Annotated in this window: 14 protein-coding genes; 5 read left to right on the top strand and 9 right to left on the bottom strand. The window is 68.2% G+C overall.

The window, feature by feature from the left end; translation table 11 throughout:
* Positions 1–9: 9 nt before the first annotated feature.
* Genes NA11_RS29510 through NA11_RS29490 form a run of 5 tightly spaced genes read right to left on the bottom strand, consistent with a single transcriptional unit; the run spans position 10 to position 3,367 of the window.
* Entirely contained in the window at positions 10–969 is a 960-nt protein-coding gene (locus tag NA11_RS29510) for a CopD family protein (protein ID WP_084655180.1), read from the bottom strand.
* Positions 966–1,508, bottom strand: coding sequence for a copper resistance CopC family protein (locus NA11_RS29505; RefSeq protein ID WP_069165305.1), 543 nt, complete (start codon positions 1,506–1,508; stop codon positions 966–968). Before NA11_RS29505 ends, NA11_RS29510 begins: the two co-directional genes overlap by 4 nt.
* The gene (locus NA11_RS29500; RefSeq protein ID WP_069165304.1) at positions 1,505–2,155 is read right to left on the bottom strand and encodes a YcnI family copper-binding membrane protein; all 651 of its coding nucleotides are present in this window, start codon (positions 2,153–2,155) and stop codon (positions 1,505–1,507) included. The genes NA11_RS29505 and NA11_RS29500 overlap by 4 nt, the downstream gene beginning before the upstream one ends.
* A 38-nt stretch (positions 2,156–2,193) precedes the next feature.
* Complete coding sequence (locus tag NA11_RS29495; RefSeq protein ID WP_069165303.1) at positions 2,194–2,712, bottom strand: hypothetical protein; 519 nt, start codon at positions 2,710–2,712, stop codon at positions 2,194–2,196.
* 10 nt (positions 2,713–2,722) lie between these two features.
* Positions 2,723–3,367 (bottom strand): DUF6474 family protein, encoded by a 645-nt coding sequence (locus NA11_RS29490; protein ID WP_069165302.1) that lies wholly within the window; start codon positions 3,365–3,367, stop codon positions 2,723–2,725.
* A 289-nt stretch (positions 3,368–3,656) separates the two neighbouring features.
* On the opposite strand from NA11_RS29490, the gene NA11_RS29485 reads away from it, so the two are divergent.
* The 3 genes from NA11_RS29485 (at position 3,657) to NA11_RS29475 (ending at position 8,360) form a co-directional block, all read left to right on the top strand.
* A complete protein-coding gene (locus tag NA11_RS29485; protein ID WP_069165337.1) occupies positions 3,657–5,294 on the top strand; it encodes a TM0106 family RecB-like putative nuclease in 1,638 nt (545 codons plus the stop codon).
* A 130-nt stretch (positions 5,295–5,424) separates the two neighbouring features.
* On the top strand, positions 5,425–7,389 hold the full coding sequence (gene htpG, locus NA11_RS29480) for a molecular chaperone HtpG (protein WP_069165301.1): 1,965 nt from the start codon (positions 5,425–5,427) through the stop codon (positions 7,387–7,389).
* Between the two features lie 155 nt (positions 7,390–7,544).
* On the top strand, positions 7,545–8,360 hold the full coding sequence (locus tag NA11_RS29475; protein WP_069165300.1) for a class I SAM-dependent methyltransferase: 816 nt from the start codon (positions 7,545–7,547) through the stop codon (positions 8,358–8,360).
* 57 nt (positions 8,361–8,417) lie between these two features.
* Here the strand turns inward: NA11_RS29475 and NA11_RS29470 are convergent, their stop codons facing one another.
* Positions 8,418–9,185 carry an SDR family NAD(P)-dependent oxidoreductase gene (locus NA11_RS29470; RefSeq protein ID WP_069165336.1) on the bottom strand — a complete coding sequence of 256 codons (768 nt, stop codon included), beginning with the start codon at positions 9,183–9,185 and terminating at the stop codon, positions 8,418–8,420.
* 231 nt (positions 9,186–9,416) lie between these two features.
* On the opposite strand from NA11_RS29470, the gene NA11_RS29465 reads away from it, so the two are divergent.
* Together NA11_RS29465 and NA11_RS29460 are read left to right on the top strand one after the other, a co-directional pair.
* Positions 9,417–10,295 carry an SDR family NAD(P)-dependent oxidoreductase gene (locus NA11_RS29465; protein ID WP_069165299.1) on the top strand — a complete coding sequence of 293 codons (879 nt, stop codon included), beginning with the start codon at positions 9,417–9,419 and terminating at the stop codon, positions 10,293–10,295.
* A gap of 88 nt (positions 10,296–10,383) precedes the next feature.
* Positions 10,384–11,052, top strand: coding sequence for a TetR/AcrR family transcriptional regulator (locus NA11_RS29460; protein ID WP_069165298.1), 669 nt, complete (start codon positions 10,384–10,386; stop codon positions 11,050–11,052).
* 56 nt (positions 11,053–11,108) lie between these two features.
* On the opposite strand, the gene NA11_RS29455 is transcribed toward NA11_RS29460, so the two are convergent.
* The 3 genes from NA11_RS29455 to NA11_RS29445 form a co-directional block, all read right to left on the bottom strand.
* Positions 11,109–11,834, bottom strand: a complete 726-nt coding sequence (locus tag NA11_RS29455) for a TMEM165/GDT1 family protein (RefSeq protein ID WP_069165297.1) — start codon at positions 11,832–11,834, stop codon at positions 11,109–11,111.
* Between the two features lie 295 nt (positions 11,835–12,129).
* Entirely contained in the window at positions 12,130–12,657 is a 528-nt protein-coding gene (locus NA11_RS29450; protein WP_069165296.1) for a peptidase, read from the bottom strand.
* A gap of 355 nt (positions 12,658–13,012) precedes the next feature.
* Positions 13,013–13,636 carry a superoxide dismutase gene (locus NA11_RS29445; RefSeq protein WP_069165295.1) on the bottom strand — a complete coding sequence of 208 codons (624 nt, stop codon included), beginning with the start codon at positions 13,634–13,636 and terminating at the stop codon, positions 13,013–13,015.
* Between the last annotated feature and the right edge of the window lie 87 nt (positions 13,637–13,723).

The raw sequence follows: 13,723 nt of genomic DNA, 5'->3' as shown, positions 1-13,723 counted from the left end.
AGCGCCGCGCTACGCGGTGACCGCGAGGGTGGCGGCCAGCCCGAATGCCAGCGCCATCACCACCACTTCGACGACGGCCCTGCGCAGCGACGCTGCTGCGGTCACCCGATGGTCCGCTGCCAGGCGCACCCAACTGCGCCGCCACCACCAGCCCAACGCGAGCAGGCCAAGCAGCACAAGGGTTTTCGCGAGCAGGATGCGCCCGTAGCCGGTCTCGACGAACGGTGTGATCCCGCCGACCCTGACCAGCCCGTTGAGCAGCCCGGTCACCGCCACCGTCGCGACCAGCGGTAGCGCCACCGCCGAATAGCGCGGCAGCACTGTCGCCCATTCGCCGCGGGTGCGCACCACCAACGCGAGCGCGACGAGCAACCCGAACCAGGCGCCCGCCGCCAGCGCGTGCACGGCTGCGAGCACCGAGCCGAAGGTCTGCTGCGACATGTGCCCGGTGATCGGCCGCAGCGCCAGCGCGACCGCGGCGAACACGAGGACCAGGTCGGTGGACGCGATGTCGGCCCGCCGGAACGCCACCGCCGCATAACAGGCGACCGCGCCGACCCCGAACAGGATGGCGATGCCGACCTGTCCGCCGCTGAGATCGATCAGGTAGTTGCCGAATTGGTTCGCCCGCAACCCGCCCACCGGCACGCCGACCACCTGAGCGGCCTCGAACACCAGCACCGCGAACTCGGTGCCGCACCAGAATCCGGCGAGCACGGCGAGCAACCGCCACGGCGGTTCGAGCCGCGGCTGCAGCCGCGGCAGTGCGGCGAGCCCGAGCACCGTCGCGCCCGCGCCGTCGGCGAGCACCCTGGCCACCGACTCGGCGGCGAACGGCGCAGGCAGCGTGAGCACCCAGGCGAGCAGCACGCCGAGCAGCCCGGCCGGGACGATCAGCAGCACCGACCACGGTGCGCGCACGGTACTCGGCCGCGCACCGCCTCGGCCGCCGATCGTCCGTCCCGTCACGACTTCGGTTTCCGGCTCCTGCCGCCGAACAGGGCGAACGCCAGCCCGCCACCGAACAGGACGACGGCGCCGACGATGAAGACCCACAACGGAATTCCGCCGGAGCTGTCCTTGTCGCCGTCGGCTCCCTTGGCCGTCGGCTTGGGGCCGGGGGTTCCGGTGCCCGCCTTGCGGAGCGTGAAATGCCGCTTGCCGGTGACCGGATGCCCATCGGCGGAGGTCACCCGGTAGGCGACCGTGTACTCGCCGGCCGGTCCGAGCTCGCCGACCTCGACGCTGACCGTCTTGCCGTCGACCGTCGGCGTCGACTTGGACCACAGGTTGCCGTCCGGGCCGACCACGGTGAGCGACGGGAAGTTCGGCTGCAGCTCCTCGTTGAAGGTGATGCTGACCCGCGCGGGCCCGCTGTCGATGTTCGCGCCGTCGTCCGGCACGCTGCCGGTCGGGGCGGAGTGCGCGGCGGCGGTTCCCGTTGCGGCGACACCGAATCCGAGCAGGAACAACCCGGCCACCAGAGCGGTGAGTAACCGCCGGGTCATGACTGCCTGGCCCGGATCACGTTGCCGAGGCCGAGTGCGACGCCGAGCACGCCGAGTGCGAGGCCGATGCCGCCGAGCCAGCGGGCGGTGTCGTCGGTGTCGTCGGCGGCGGTGGTGGTTGCGGTGTCGGCACTGTGATCATCGCTGGTGCTGCCCTTGGCCAGGGTGAGCGACGGCGCCGGATGGTCCGGCTCCGCACCGTCTTTGCCCTCGGGCTGATTCCACTCGACGACCTTGCCGTCGCTGTAGGTCTGCTTGGCCGGGAAGCTGACCGCGTCCTGCTTGGGCAGCGGGCCGAGCGAGAGCGCGAAGCGCTGGAACTGGCCGGGGCCGACGCCGGGGTTGCCGGGTTCCGCGGTCCAGGTGATCGCGGTGACCTCGCCCTTGTCGTTCTTCTCGACCTTGCTCGACCAGCCGGGAATGGGCTCGGTGCGTGCGCTTTTCAGGTTGGGGATGGTGACGGTGAGCGCGGTGGTGCTCGCGGTCTCCGATTCGGTGGGCACCCGGAAGGTGGCGACCGAGTACTTGCCCTGCTGTGCGCCAGGGGCGTCGACGCTGACATGGGCGGCGGCGGTGCCGCAGGCAAGCAGCACAAGGGCGGCGGCGGACGCGGCGGTGCCGGTGGCGCGCGAAATCGAACGGTACATCGAAAGGCTTTCTGTCCGAAGGGGTGTGCGGTGGCTGGTCAGGCCTGCCGCGGCGGCGCACGCGGGCCGATGGCACCGTTCGGAGCGAAGAAGTAGTGCGGGAGACCGGGATTGGCCCAGCCTGCCGGTTCGAGCACGCGGGCAGGCCGCACCTCGGTGAGTACCGCGCGCACCGCGCTGGACGCCACGGCGTAGAGCCGCTCGGCGACCGAGATCAGCAGCGCGGCACCGAGTATGGCTACGGCATGCGCGATCAGCATCCAGCCGGTCGGCAGCAGCGCGGTTTCCGGCGCCGGATGGTCGTGACCAAGCAGGCCGGTCAACGCGAGATGGCAGGCCAGCTGGCCGAGCCCGAGCCACAGCAGCGTCGAACCACGTCCGGCGGCAAGCACATTCGCGGCACACCCGGCGGCCCCTGCGAGCAGCAACACGACCGTCAGCTCGGCCGACCCGGCGAAGCCGCCGCCTGCGCTGCCGTGCGCGGCGACGGCGAGCGACCCGACCAGCACACCCACCAGGCCACCGCGCAGGTGGCCGGTGGCGGGTGGGCGTGGCATCGCGCCGGGGTCAGCGCACGCCGAGGCGCGCCAGCACGTCGGCCTCGACGGTGGACAGCTCGTCGGAAATCGACGCGTGCACGGCGCGGCGGCGCGGGGCAGGCATCTGCTCGGCGGTGTGCACCGCGGTGGCGAGGCTCTCCAGCCGGGACTTGGTCGCGGTGACGAACTTCTGCGTCTCGCCCTTGTCCTTGCCGTCCTGCGCGCTCACTTTGCCAAGCGCCGCTTCGGCATTGACGATCCTGGCCTGCAGTTTGGCGCCGTGGCCGCCGAACTCGCCGAGCTGGTCGATACCGATGCCGAGCTGCTGAGCCTTGCGGGTGTCGAGCTGCGCGCGCACGAACGTCGCCGCACGGTAGGCCAGCGGCGCAAGCACCGGGATGAGCACCCGTGCCACCCCGAGGTACTTCTTCACCTGGCTCGCGCTGAACAATTCCCGCTCGGCCTTCGCGGCCACCTTCTGCGCGGCCTTCTCCTCCGCCTGCAACGCCGAGATCTGGGCCTTGGCGACCTTGCGCTGGGTACGAGCCTCGGCGCGACGGGATTTGCGGTCGTTCCTTGCGACCAGCTTGGCCTCGAGGCCTGCCTTGTGCTTGAGAGCTTTCGCCTCGGCCCTGCGGCTCGGGCGCCGCTTGCGCTTCGTGAACAACCCCATCGAAGGCCCTCCGTCATGCTGGTTTGCCATGGCAGTACGACGCCGGGGAAAGCCCGTCCGCCCATGTCACACGGTTTGTCCTTACCCTAACGGGTGGATGCTGACACCACGGAGGGAACCTGCTGTGTCGAATGGGCGGCGCTCCCCGGCCCTGCACGCAAGCCACCTCCTTCGGGCCTGACGCTCGCACCGCGTGTGCATGGGGTTCGTGGGAATGTCGGAGGGAAGGACCATACTGCATTACGTGGATTCGGGCATCGATGACCGGGAAGGTCGCACGCACAACGGCATGACCGTCGAACGGCCAGCCGGTGTCGCCGATGTGTCGACCCCTTTCATCGATGCGCGCGCACTGATCGGTTGCCGTCATCGGCTGCATCTGGACGCGGTGCATCCCGGCGCATTGGCCGGGGTCGGCGAGGATCCCGGCGTGCGGCAGCGCAGGGAGGCGGCGACCCTGCATCGGCTGCGGGTGCGTGACGCGTTGATCGCCGCGGATCCCGAGGGCTGGGTGATCATCGACCCGAGCCTGCGCGCGGCGGAGCGGGCCGAGGCCACCATGCGCGCGTGTGCCGCAGGCGTGCAGCACATTTGGGGCGGGCTGCTGCCGCAGGAGCCGGAGACCGGCAGGCGCGGCGGCTCGGAGATCCTGCTGCGCGACCTCGATCGCGGCGGCTACATCCCGGTGATCGTGGTGAACCACAAGGTGACCGACCCGCGCAATCCCGAACCCGCCGACTTCCACCCGACCACCTCGGACCCGTATCACTGGAATCCGCAACCGGATCCGCATCGCAAGCTGCGCCAGCAGCCGCGCGACCAGCAGCGGCTCGCGCACCTGTACCGGATGCTGCAGCGGCACGGTCTGGCCAGCCCGGCGCTGGTCGGCGGCGTAATCGGCTACCACTTCGACCGCATCCTCGTGCACGACCTCGGCCCGGTGCTCGCCGACTACGACCAGCGCTACGCCGACCGGGTCGCCGTGGTGCGCGGCGAGCTGCCGACGGTGCCGTCGAAGGTGCCCGAATGCAGGCAGTGCCCGTGGTGGACCCGCAGCGTCGACGGCCCGAGCTGTGAAGGCTGGCTCGTCGAACACCGCGACGTCAGCCTGGTCGCGCCGGGCTCGCGGGCCGAGGTGCTGCGCAGGCACGGCGTGCAGACCATCGACGACCTGGCGAGCTGGGTCGGCGACGACCCGGACGACTGGCAGCACGGGCCGTTCATCGAGGCCGTGGTCACCGCGCGAGCCTGGATCGCGGGCGCGCCGCTGGTGCGCCGTGTGCAGCCGATTCAGGTGCAGCGCGCCGATGTCGAGGTGGACGTCGACCTGGAGAGCTTCCAGGAATACGGCGCCTACCTGTGGGGCACGCTGCTCGACGGGGTGTATCGCCCGTTCGTCACCTGGGATCCGCTGCCCACCGAGGACGAAGGCCGCTCGTTCGGCGAGTTCTGGACCTGGCTGATGTCGGTGCGCGCCGACGCCGCCGCTGCCGGGAAAACCTTTGCCGCCTACTGCTATTCGCGTACCGCCGAGGACAAGTGGTTGTACGAGTCGGCGCGCAGGTTCGCCGGTCGGCCCGGGGTGCCGACGGTCGACCAGGTGCGGCAGTTCGTCGACGGGCCGCAGTGGGTGGACATGTTCCTCGCCGTCTCCGATCAGTTCATCTGCCCGAACGGCAAGGGACTCAAGAAGATCGCCCCGGTCGCCGGCTTCGCCTGGCGCGACGCCGAGGCAGGCGGCGAGGCGTCGATGAGCTGGTACCGGCTGGCCGTCGGCTACGAGGGTGAGCCGGATATGAGCCAGCGCACCCGATTGCTGGAATACAACGAGGACGATGTGCGCGCCACCCAGGTGTTGCGCCAATGGATGACCGATCGTGCCGATCTCGAGGTGCCCGGTCTGACGGATTTCCGGCTGGAGGTCTGAGCCCTCGCGTCCGCTGCCGCCGGCCAGGCCCTTCGGCTGTGCCTGATCGCGGCCGACCGGGTGCCTGCGTGGTGACGCTGCGCTACCTCCTCCGGCACTGACCGTTCGGCCGCAGCGGTACCATCGCGGCGTGACAGAGCACGTCGAACAACTCGAGTTTCAGGCAGAGACGCATCAGCTGCTCGAGCTGATGATCCATTCGGTCTACTCCAACAAGGACACCTTCCTGCGGGAGCTGATCTCGAATTCCTCCGACGCGCTGGACAAGCTGCGCCTGGAGTCGTACCGGGACAAGGATCTGCATGTCGACACGTCCGACCTCCACATCGAGCTGGCGGTCGACAAGGACAATCGGATTCTGACCGTGCGCGACAACGGCATCGGCATGTCCCGTGCCGAGGTGGTTGACCTGATCGGAACCCTCGCCAAGTCCGGCACCGCCGAGCTGCGCAAGAAGCTGAACGAGGCCAAGAGCGCAGGCACCGTCGACACGGCGGAACTGATCGGCCAATTCGGCATCGGCTTCTACTCGACCTTCATGGTCGCCGACAAGGTCACGCTGACCACCCGGCGCGCGGGCGAGACCGAAGGCACCCGCTGGGAATCGGCCGCGGGCAGCTCGACCTACACCATCGAAACCCTCGACGAGGCCCCGCAGGGCACCGCGGTGTCGCTGCACCTGAAGCCCGCCGACGAGGAAGACCACCTCTTCGACTACACCCTGGAGTGGAAGCTCAGGGAGATCGTCAAGAAGTACTCCGACTTCATCTCCTGGCCGATCCGCATGCAGGTCGAGCGCACCGTCACCGAGGGTGAGGGTGAGGAGAAGACCGAGAAGACGGTCGTCGAGGACCAGACCCTCAACTCCATGAAGGCGCTGTGGACCCGCCCGAAGAGCGAGGTCAGCGACGAGGAGTACAAGGAGTTCTACAAGCACGTCAGCCACGCGTGGGACGATCCGCTGGAGATCATCCCGCTGAAGGCCGAAGGCACCTTTGAATACCAGGCGCTGCTGTTCCTTCCGTCGCAGGCGCCGTTCGACCTGTTCACCCGCGAGCACAAGCGCGGCGTGCAGCTCTACGTCAAGCGGGTGTTCATCATGGACAACTGCGAAGAGCTGATGCCGGAGTACCTGCGCTTCGTCAAGGGCGTGGTGGACGCGCAGGACCTGTCGCTCAACGTGTCTCGCGAGATCCTGCAGCAGGACCGCCAGATCCAGATGATCCGCAAGCGGCTGGTCAAGAAGGTGCTGTCCACGGTCAAGGACCTGCAGGGCGCCGAGGATCCGCAGAAGTATCAGACCTTCTGGAAGGAATTCGGCCGCGTCCTCAAGGAGGGCCTGCTCGGCGATGTCGACAACCGCGAGACGATCCTGCAGGTGTCCTCGTTCGCCTCGACGAATTCCGAGACCGAACTGACCACGTTGGCGCAGTATGTGGCGCGCATGCCCGAGGGCCAGGACGCGATCTACTACATGACCGGCGAGACCAGGCAGCAGATCGAAAGCTCCCCGCACATCGAGGCTTTCCAGGCCAAGGGCCGCGAGGTGCTGATCCTGACCGATCCGGTGGACGAGATGTGGGTCGGCTCGGTGCCCGAGTTCGACGGCAAGCCGTTCACCTCGATCGCCAAGGGCGAGGTCGACCTGGAGTCGGAGGAGGAGAAGAAGGCCTCCGAGGCGCTGCGCGAACAGCAGGACAAGGACTTCGCCGAGGTGCTGTCCTGGCTCGGTAAGTCCCTGGCGGACAGCGTCAAAGAGGTGCGGCTGACCAGTCGGCTCACCACCTCGCCCGCCTGCCTGGTCGGCGACGTCTTCGACTTCACGCCGATGCTGGAGCGGATGTACCGGGCGTCCGGGCAGCTGATGCCGGAAACCAAGCGGATCCTCGAGCTGAACCCGACCCACCCGCTGGTCACGGGTCTGCGCGACGCGTACGACACGCGCAAGGAGGACGCCGACGCGGGCAAGGTGCCCGAGCTCACCGAGACCGCCGAGTTGCTCTACGGCACAGCGGTGTTGGCCGAGGGTGGCGAGCTGAAGGATCCGGCGCGGTTCGCGCACATCCTCACCGATCGGCTCACTCGCACGCTCTGAGATCGAGCAGTCGAACACGGCCGAGGGTCATCTCCGCAGCGAGGTGGCCCTCGGTCGTTTCTGATTTCATTCGCGCACAGTGATATTCGCACGAGTTGATGGGTTGACGGGCCCGGACGCGGTTAAATTTGGACGATCGAAAGGATCGTCAGCTTATGTCCGGAAACCCCCTCGCCGTCGCCGAACCGTGGGACCTGGTCGCCGACGGCTACGCCGAATTCGCGCCGGCGATCATGCAGCCGTTCTCCGACTGTGCCATCGAATTCGCAGCGCTGACGCCGTCTTCCCAGGTGATCGATGTCGCGGCGGGCACTGGGCTGCTGAGCCTGCTCGCCGCGCCACAGGTGGCGCAGGTACACGCCATCGACTTCTCCGGCTCGATGCTCGCGCGGCTCGATGCCGCCGCACAGGCCGCGGGACTGACGAATATCCAGACCAGGGTCGGCGACGGGCAGGCGCTGCCGTTCGACGACGAGCAATTCGATGCCGGGTTCTCCATGTTCGGGCTGATGTTCTTCCCGGAGCGCGCCAAGGGTTTTGCCGAACTGTTCCGGGTGCTCCGCCCCGGTGCGACGGCGGTGGTGTCCAGCTGGGCGCCGGTGCAGGAGGCGCCGCTGATGCGGTTGATGTTCAGCGCTTTTCGCGCCGCCGACCCGAGCGTCGAGGAGCCGCAGCCCAACTATCTGAGCCTGGAGAACCCGGAGGTCTTCCAGAGCGAGATGCGCAGCGCAGGCTTCGAAGGTGTGTCCATCCAACGGCATTCGACCTCGCTCGCCTTCGCCGACGCCGGGCAGTTGTGGGACACCATGGCGCGCAGCAGTGCGCCGCTGGTGTTGTGCCGCCGCAAGCTCGGTGAGCAGGTGTGGGCCGAGCGGGCCGCCGTGATGCGGGACTATCTCGCCGAGCACTACCGCCCGCACCATCCGCTGTCGACCACTGCGTTCCTCGGCATCGGCCACAAACCGTCCTGACAGCGAAAAGGCCGCCACCGACCGAGATCTGGTCGATGGCGGCCTGCGCGGTGGTTGCTAGCGCGGCGCCATGCGCAGTGCGCCGTCCATGCGGATGGTCTCGCCGTTGAGGTAGTCGTGCTCGACGATGTACTGCGAGAGCTGCGCGTACTCGTCCGGGCGGCCGAGCCGCGACGGGAACGGCACGCCGGCCTCCAGACCCTTGCGGTACTCCTCGGTGACGCCAGCGAGCATCGGGGTGTCGATGATGCCCGGCGCGATGGTGTTCACGCGAATGCCGAACTGGGCGAGGTCACGCGCGGCGGGCACGGTCATGCCGTGCACGCCACCCTTGGAGGCCGAGTACGCGATCTGGCCGATCTGGCCCTCGAACGCGGCCACCGATGCGGTGTTGATGATGACGCCGCGCTGGCCGTACTCGTCGACCGCGTCGGTCTTCGAGATGGCGTCGGCGGCCAGGCGCATCACGTTGAAGGTGCCGAGCAGGTTCACGGTGATGACGGTGCGGAACAGCTCCAGGTCGTGCGGGCCGTTCTTGGACAGGATGCGTCCGGCCCAGCCGACACCGGCGCAGTTGACCACGATGCGCAGTGGCGCGCCGGAGTCGACGACCTGCGCGACGGCGGCGCTGACCTCGTCGTTGCTGGTCACGTCGGCCGGAATCAGGGTGACACCGGCAGGCACGCTGTCGCCTGCCCGCTCGATCGACTGCGGCACGTCCAGGCCGAAGACCGTGGCCCCCAGCTCAGCGAAACGCTTGGCGGTGGCGGCGCCGAGGCCCGATGCGCCCCCGGTGACAATGGCGGCGGAACCCGAAATCTCCACGATGGTCCTCTCGTTCGTGACAGCCAGTTGGCCCTTCGTCAACAGCACCCTAACCGGTGCCCGCCGCGCAGCCCATCAGGCCTCCCTGTCATTCCGAAGGAAGTTCACGGCTCGGTTACTGGAGAGTCACTTCGGCACCGCGGCAGCGGATCGAATCGGGCAGCTCGGCGCAGCGTTCGTTGGCCGCGACTATTTGCGAACGAATGTGTTCTTGGGTGGTACCGTCGCAGCATGAAGCTGTTTTCCGGGGCGTCCGTTGCCGGGCGCAAGGTTTTGATCACCGGGGCAGCGCGGGGGATCGGGGCTGCGCTGGCTCGGCAGTTGCATGCGCACGGTGCCGAGGTCGCGCTGCTCGGGTTGGAGGCCGAACTGTTGGCCGAGGTGGCGAGCGAATGCGGTGACGCGCCGTGGCGGTATTGCGATGTCGGCGACGCCGAACAGGTGGACCGGGTGGTGCAGACCCTGGTCGATGAGCTCGGTGGGCTGGACGTGGTGGTCGCCAATGCCGGTGTCGCGCGGCAGTTGCCGTTGATCGGGGGCGACCCCGCGGTGATGGAGCAGACGCTCGCGGTCAACGTGCTCGGCGTCTACTACACCGTGCGCGCGGCGGGGCCGCACATCAGTCACTCGAACGGCTATGCGCTGCTTGTTTCTTCGTTGGCCGCCGCGGTGAACCTGCCACTGGTCGGTGCGTACAGCGCGTCGAAGGCGGCGGTGGCGGTGCTCGGCAACACGTTGCGCATCGAGGTGGCGCACACCGGAGCCAAGGTGGGGATCGCGTACTTCGCCGAACTCGACACCGACATGACCTCGCGCGGGTTCGGCACGGACGCGGCCCGTGCCGCGCTCGGCCGGTCCGCCGTGTCCGGCGTCGCGCCGCTCGCCCCCGCCATCGACGCCGTCGAAAAGGCCATCGCGCAGCGGCGCCGCCGGGTTGTTTCGCCGTGGTGGGTCGGGTTCGCGCTCGCCTTCCGGCCCATTGCCCAGCGACTGATCGGGTTCTCGTTCCGCCGCGGCGTCCGGCGCGCCTTGGAGATCGCGCGCACTGAAGAGGCACCCTTTACGACAGATCAACCTGATAGACCCAACCCCATGGAGCGGCCAGCATAATTGCGCAGCCGGACACGAGTCCGTCCCATCCCGCGCCGAGCCGGGCGGCCACCGCCGCCGCGCCCGACCGACAACCCGGAGTTACCGTATGACCGAATCGGCAACCAGCGCACGCCAACTCCCGCGTGGCAGGCACGGCCTGCCACGGGAGCAGGTGGTTGCCTCGCAGCGCGAGCGGATCCTGATCGCGATGGCCGAGGCGATGACCGAGAACGGCTATGTCGGGACGTCGGTCGCGGCGATCCTGAAACGCGCAGGGGTGTCGAGAGAGACGTTCTACGAGCAGTTCCGTTCCAAGGAGGCCTGTTTCGAGGCGGCCTTCGAGCGGGCGGTGCAGAACCTGCTCGGCCGGATGCAGGAGGTGGCAGGCGACGCGGATGCGGCCGTCGCCGCCGACCTCGAGCAGGACAGCATCGCCAGGATGGACCGGATCTTCGACGCCTATCTCCAGCACATGGTCGACGATCCGGCCAGTGCTCGCCTGTTCCTCGTCGAGGTGTACGCGGTGGGCCCGGCGGCGATTTCCCGTCGGATGAAGCTGCAGGAACTTTTCGTCGGCCTGATCGCGGACACGCTCGACGCCAGAACGGCCGAACAACGCTTCGCGTGCCAAACCCTGGCGGCGGCGATCGGCGCGATGGTCACCGGGCGCATTGCCGCCGACGACATGGCAGGCCTGCTCGCGCTGCGGAAGCCGCTGCTCGAACTGGTCCGCCGGGGCGGGGAACTGTACGGCTTCGCGGTGCAGTCGAACTGAGCGCGCACCACAGCGGGCGTGCCGGTAACCGCCTCAGTCAGGCGCTATTTCACGGGCTACCGAGGCGCTTCGGGCGCAGGCTGGGGGAGGGTCGCCTCGATGGGCGACTGCCGACGTGCCCGCTTCCGTGCCGCGATCAACAGGACACCACCCGCGAGTGCGGGGACGAGCGCGGCAAGGGTGGCCACCGCCGCACCGCTGAGCGCGGGCGCGACCGTGCTGAGCAAGGTCACCGTGCCGAAGTAGAGGAACAGCAGGCCGGAGCCGATGCCGATGGCTCGTTCCGGCAGGTGCTTACCGACCAGGATGCCGATGCCGATGGCCAGCGCGTCCGCGGCGACCATGCCGACGGTCGAGCCGACCCACACGCCGACCCAGTCGTAGTCGGTGGCCAGCGCGGCGGTCGCGAACATGGTGCGGTCGCCGAGCTCGGCGAGCAGGAAGGCGGACAGGACAACGAAGAACGGTGCGGCGCTGGCCCGCAGTGACTTCGGGGTGGGGTTCTCTTCGTCCGCGCCGAAGTGCTCACGCAACGTCCAGAGGCCGACGGCGAGGAAGGTGAGGGCTGCGACCAGGGCAATGGCCGTGGTCGGCAGTGCCGATCCGAGGAAGTATCCGACGCCGACCGAGATCAGGTGCACTGCGGCGGAGGCGGTCGCGATGCCGCCGAGCACCACCCACCAGCGGTAGCGCAGCGCGAACGTCAACGCCATCAGCTGGGATTTGTCGCCCAGCTCGGCGAGGAAGACGATGCCGATACTCAGCAAAACGGTGGCGATCATGATATGTGCGGCTCCCGGGTCTCCGGCCTGCCGACCGGAGTCTGGGTACGCCTCCGGCCGACAACGAAATGTTGTCTAGGCCGAAGGTCTCGCCCACCGGATGATCCCGGTTCACGCAGCCGGACCCGAGCCTTGGTGAGGCCGTGGATCAGTATGTCGACTGCGCAATTGGGGGCTACTCCCCTTCGCTGTCACCGACTGTACCCGCGCGCATGGCGGCATGCCAACTTGCTGTAATCGAAATCGCAATGCGCGCAATAAGTTTGGGGATCCGCGTCCGAGGTTTCGGGTGCCCTTACGCGGCGAGCAGCATAGCCAGAACCGCGGTGTCGGGATCGCTGATCGGGTCAAGTCCGACGCGGCTGACCAGGGAGGTGACCGTGCCGTCCGACTCCGCCTCGGCCCACGCGGCGCGATGCTCCAGGCCGAGATGCGGCACGCCGGGCAGCAGCACGCACCCCGAGGCCGCGCCCGCGCACTCCGGCAGCGACGGGCGGGTTTCCGAGGGGGGATGCAGCATCAGCAGGGCGGCGGGCACATGATCGGCAAACCGGCCGGGTGCGAGAGCCTCCGCGCCGAGCACCGTGCCCTCGGCCATCACGAGGCCAACCATGTCCGGCGCCGGATCGTCGGGCAGCTCCTCGCGCACCCCGAACACCGTCGAGGTGGACAGCAGACCGGGCAGCGTCGCCACCCGGACGGCGAGCACGAGCACCTGCGCCCACTCCTTGGTGGTGTCCGGCCAGCGGCCGGAAATGACGAAGCCCCGCAGCGAGCCGCGGGCATGGAACGGCGTGATGCCGATCGGTCCATTCGTACGCATCGTGCCTCCCGTCGTGGAACCGGGGGCGGCCTTGCCCGTCCTCCAACTATGGATTCAGAGAATGAACTACGAATCACCTGGCACACAAGTACCAAAGAGTGCTAGTCCGCCTCTCCGCGTTTCTTGCCGGTCGTAAGTGCCTCGATAGTTCCTAACCGGACCGGCGGTCAGGCGTTCGGCTGAGCTCTGGGCGTACCCGGCGAGTTACCCATGTCCGAGCGAAATCAGTCGTTGCGAATGGAAGGTCTATCCGATACCGGTTTGCCGCTCGGGCGTGCGCCGGACGCGAACGGGCCCGCGCCCCGAACCGCCGAAACGACGGAAGGGGCGCGGGCCCGTTAGGGGTTCCCGGCTACTAGCCGAAGATCAGTCCCTTGCCCTGGCTGACGGCGCGCGCGAAGCGCTCCTGCACGTCTTCCCAGTTGACGACGTTCCAGAACGCGGTGACGTAGTCCGCCTTGACGTTCTTGTACTGCAGGTAGAAGGCGTGCTCCCACATGTCGACCTGCAGCAGCGGGATGATGCCCAGCGGGACGTTGGCCTGCTGGTCGTAGAGCTGGAAGGTCAGCAGCTTCTGGCCGAGGGTGTCGTAGCCGAGCACCGCCCAGCCGGAGCCCTGCAGGCCGTTGGCCGCGGCGGTGAACTGGCCGCGGAACTTGTCGAACGAGCCGAACTGGTCATCGATCGCCGCGGCGAGGTCGCCGACCGGCTTGTCGCCACCGTTGGGGGACAGGTTCTTCCACCAGATGGAGTGGTTGACGTGGCCGCCGAGGTGGAAGGCCAGGTTCTTCTCGTACAGGAAAATGGCGCCGTGATCGCCGCTTTCGCGCGCGGCTTCCAGCTTCTCGAGCGCGGTGTTCGCGCCCGCGACGTACGCGGCGTGGTGCTTGGAATGATGCAGCTCGTTGATCTGCCCGGAGATGTGGGGCTCCAGGGCGCTGTAGTCGTAATCCAGATCTGGCAGCGTGTACTCAGCCACGATGTCCCTTCCTATGTCGGGCTGTGTGCGCCCTTCTCGAGCACACCCAACCATCATTCGTACACCCGCTCGGTTCCAACCGGGCCT

The organism is Nocardia altamirensis NBRC 108246 (genome assembly GCF_001612685.1).
GTDB lineage: Bacteria > Actinomycetota > Actinomycetes > Mycobacteriales > Mycobacteriaceae > Nocardia > Nocardia altamirensis.
The sequence above is the reverse complement of the archived record's forward strand: the minus strand, read 5'-3'. Positions and strand labels throughout refer to the sequence as shown.

Coding starts and splice junctions, on each gene's coding strand:
- NA11_RS29505 (WP_069165305.1), bottom strand. CDS start 1,508: ATGACCCGGCGGTTACTCACCGCTCTGGTGGCCGGGTTGTTCCTGCTC.
- NA11_RS29500 (WP_069165304.1), bottom strand. CDS start 2,155: ATGTACCGTTCGATTTCGCGCGCCACCGGCACCGCCGCGTCCGCCGCC.
- NA11_RS29495 (WP_069165303.1), bottom strand. CDS start 2,712: ATGCCACGCCCACCCGCCACCGGCCACCTGCGCGGTGGCCTGGTGGGT.
- NA11_RS29490 (WP_069165302.1), bottom strand. CDS start 3,367: ATGGGGTTGTTCACGAAGCGCAAGCGGCGCCCGAGCCGCAGGGCCGAG.
- NA11_RS29485 (WP_069165337.1), top strand. CDS start 3,657: ATGACCGTCGAACGGCCAGCCGGTGTCGCCGATGTGTCGACCCCTTTC.
- NA11_RS29475 (WP_069165300.1), top strand. CDS start 7,545: ATGTCCGGAAACCCCCTCGCCGTCGCCGAACCGTGGGACCTGGTCGCC.
- NA11_RS29465 (WP_069165299.1), top strand. CDS start 9,417: ATGAAGCTGTTTTCCGGGGCGTCCGTTGCCGGGCGCAAGGTTTTGATC.
- NA11_RS29460 (WP_069165298.1), top strand. CDS start 10,384: ATGACCGAATCGGCAACCAGCGCACGCCAACTCCCGCGTGGCAGGCAC.
- NA11_RS29455 (WP_069165297.1), bottom strand. CDS start 11,834: ATGATCGCCACCGTTTTGCTGAGTATCGGCATCGTCTTCCTCGCCGAG.
- NA11_RS29450 (WP_069165296.1), bottom strand. CDS start 12,657: ATGCGTACGAATGGACCGATCGGCATCACGCCGTTCCATGCCCGCGGC.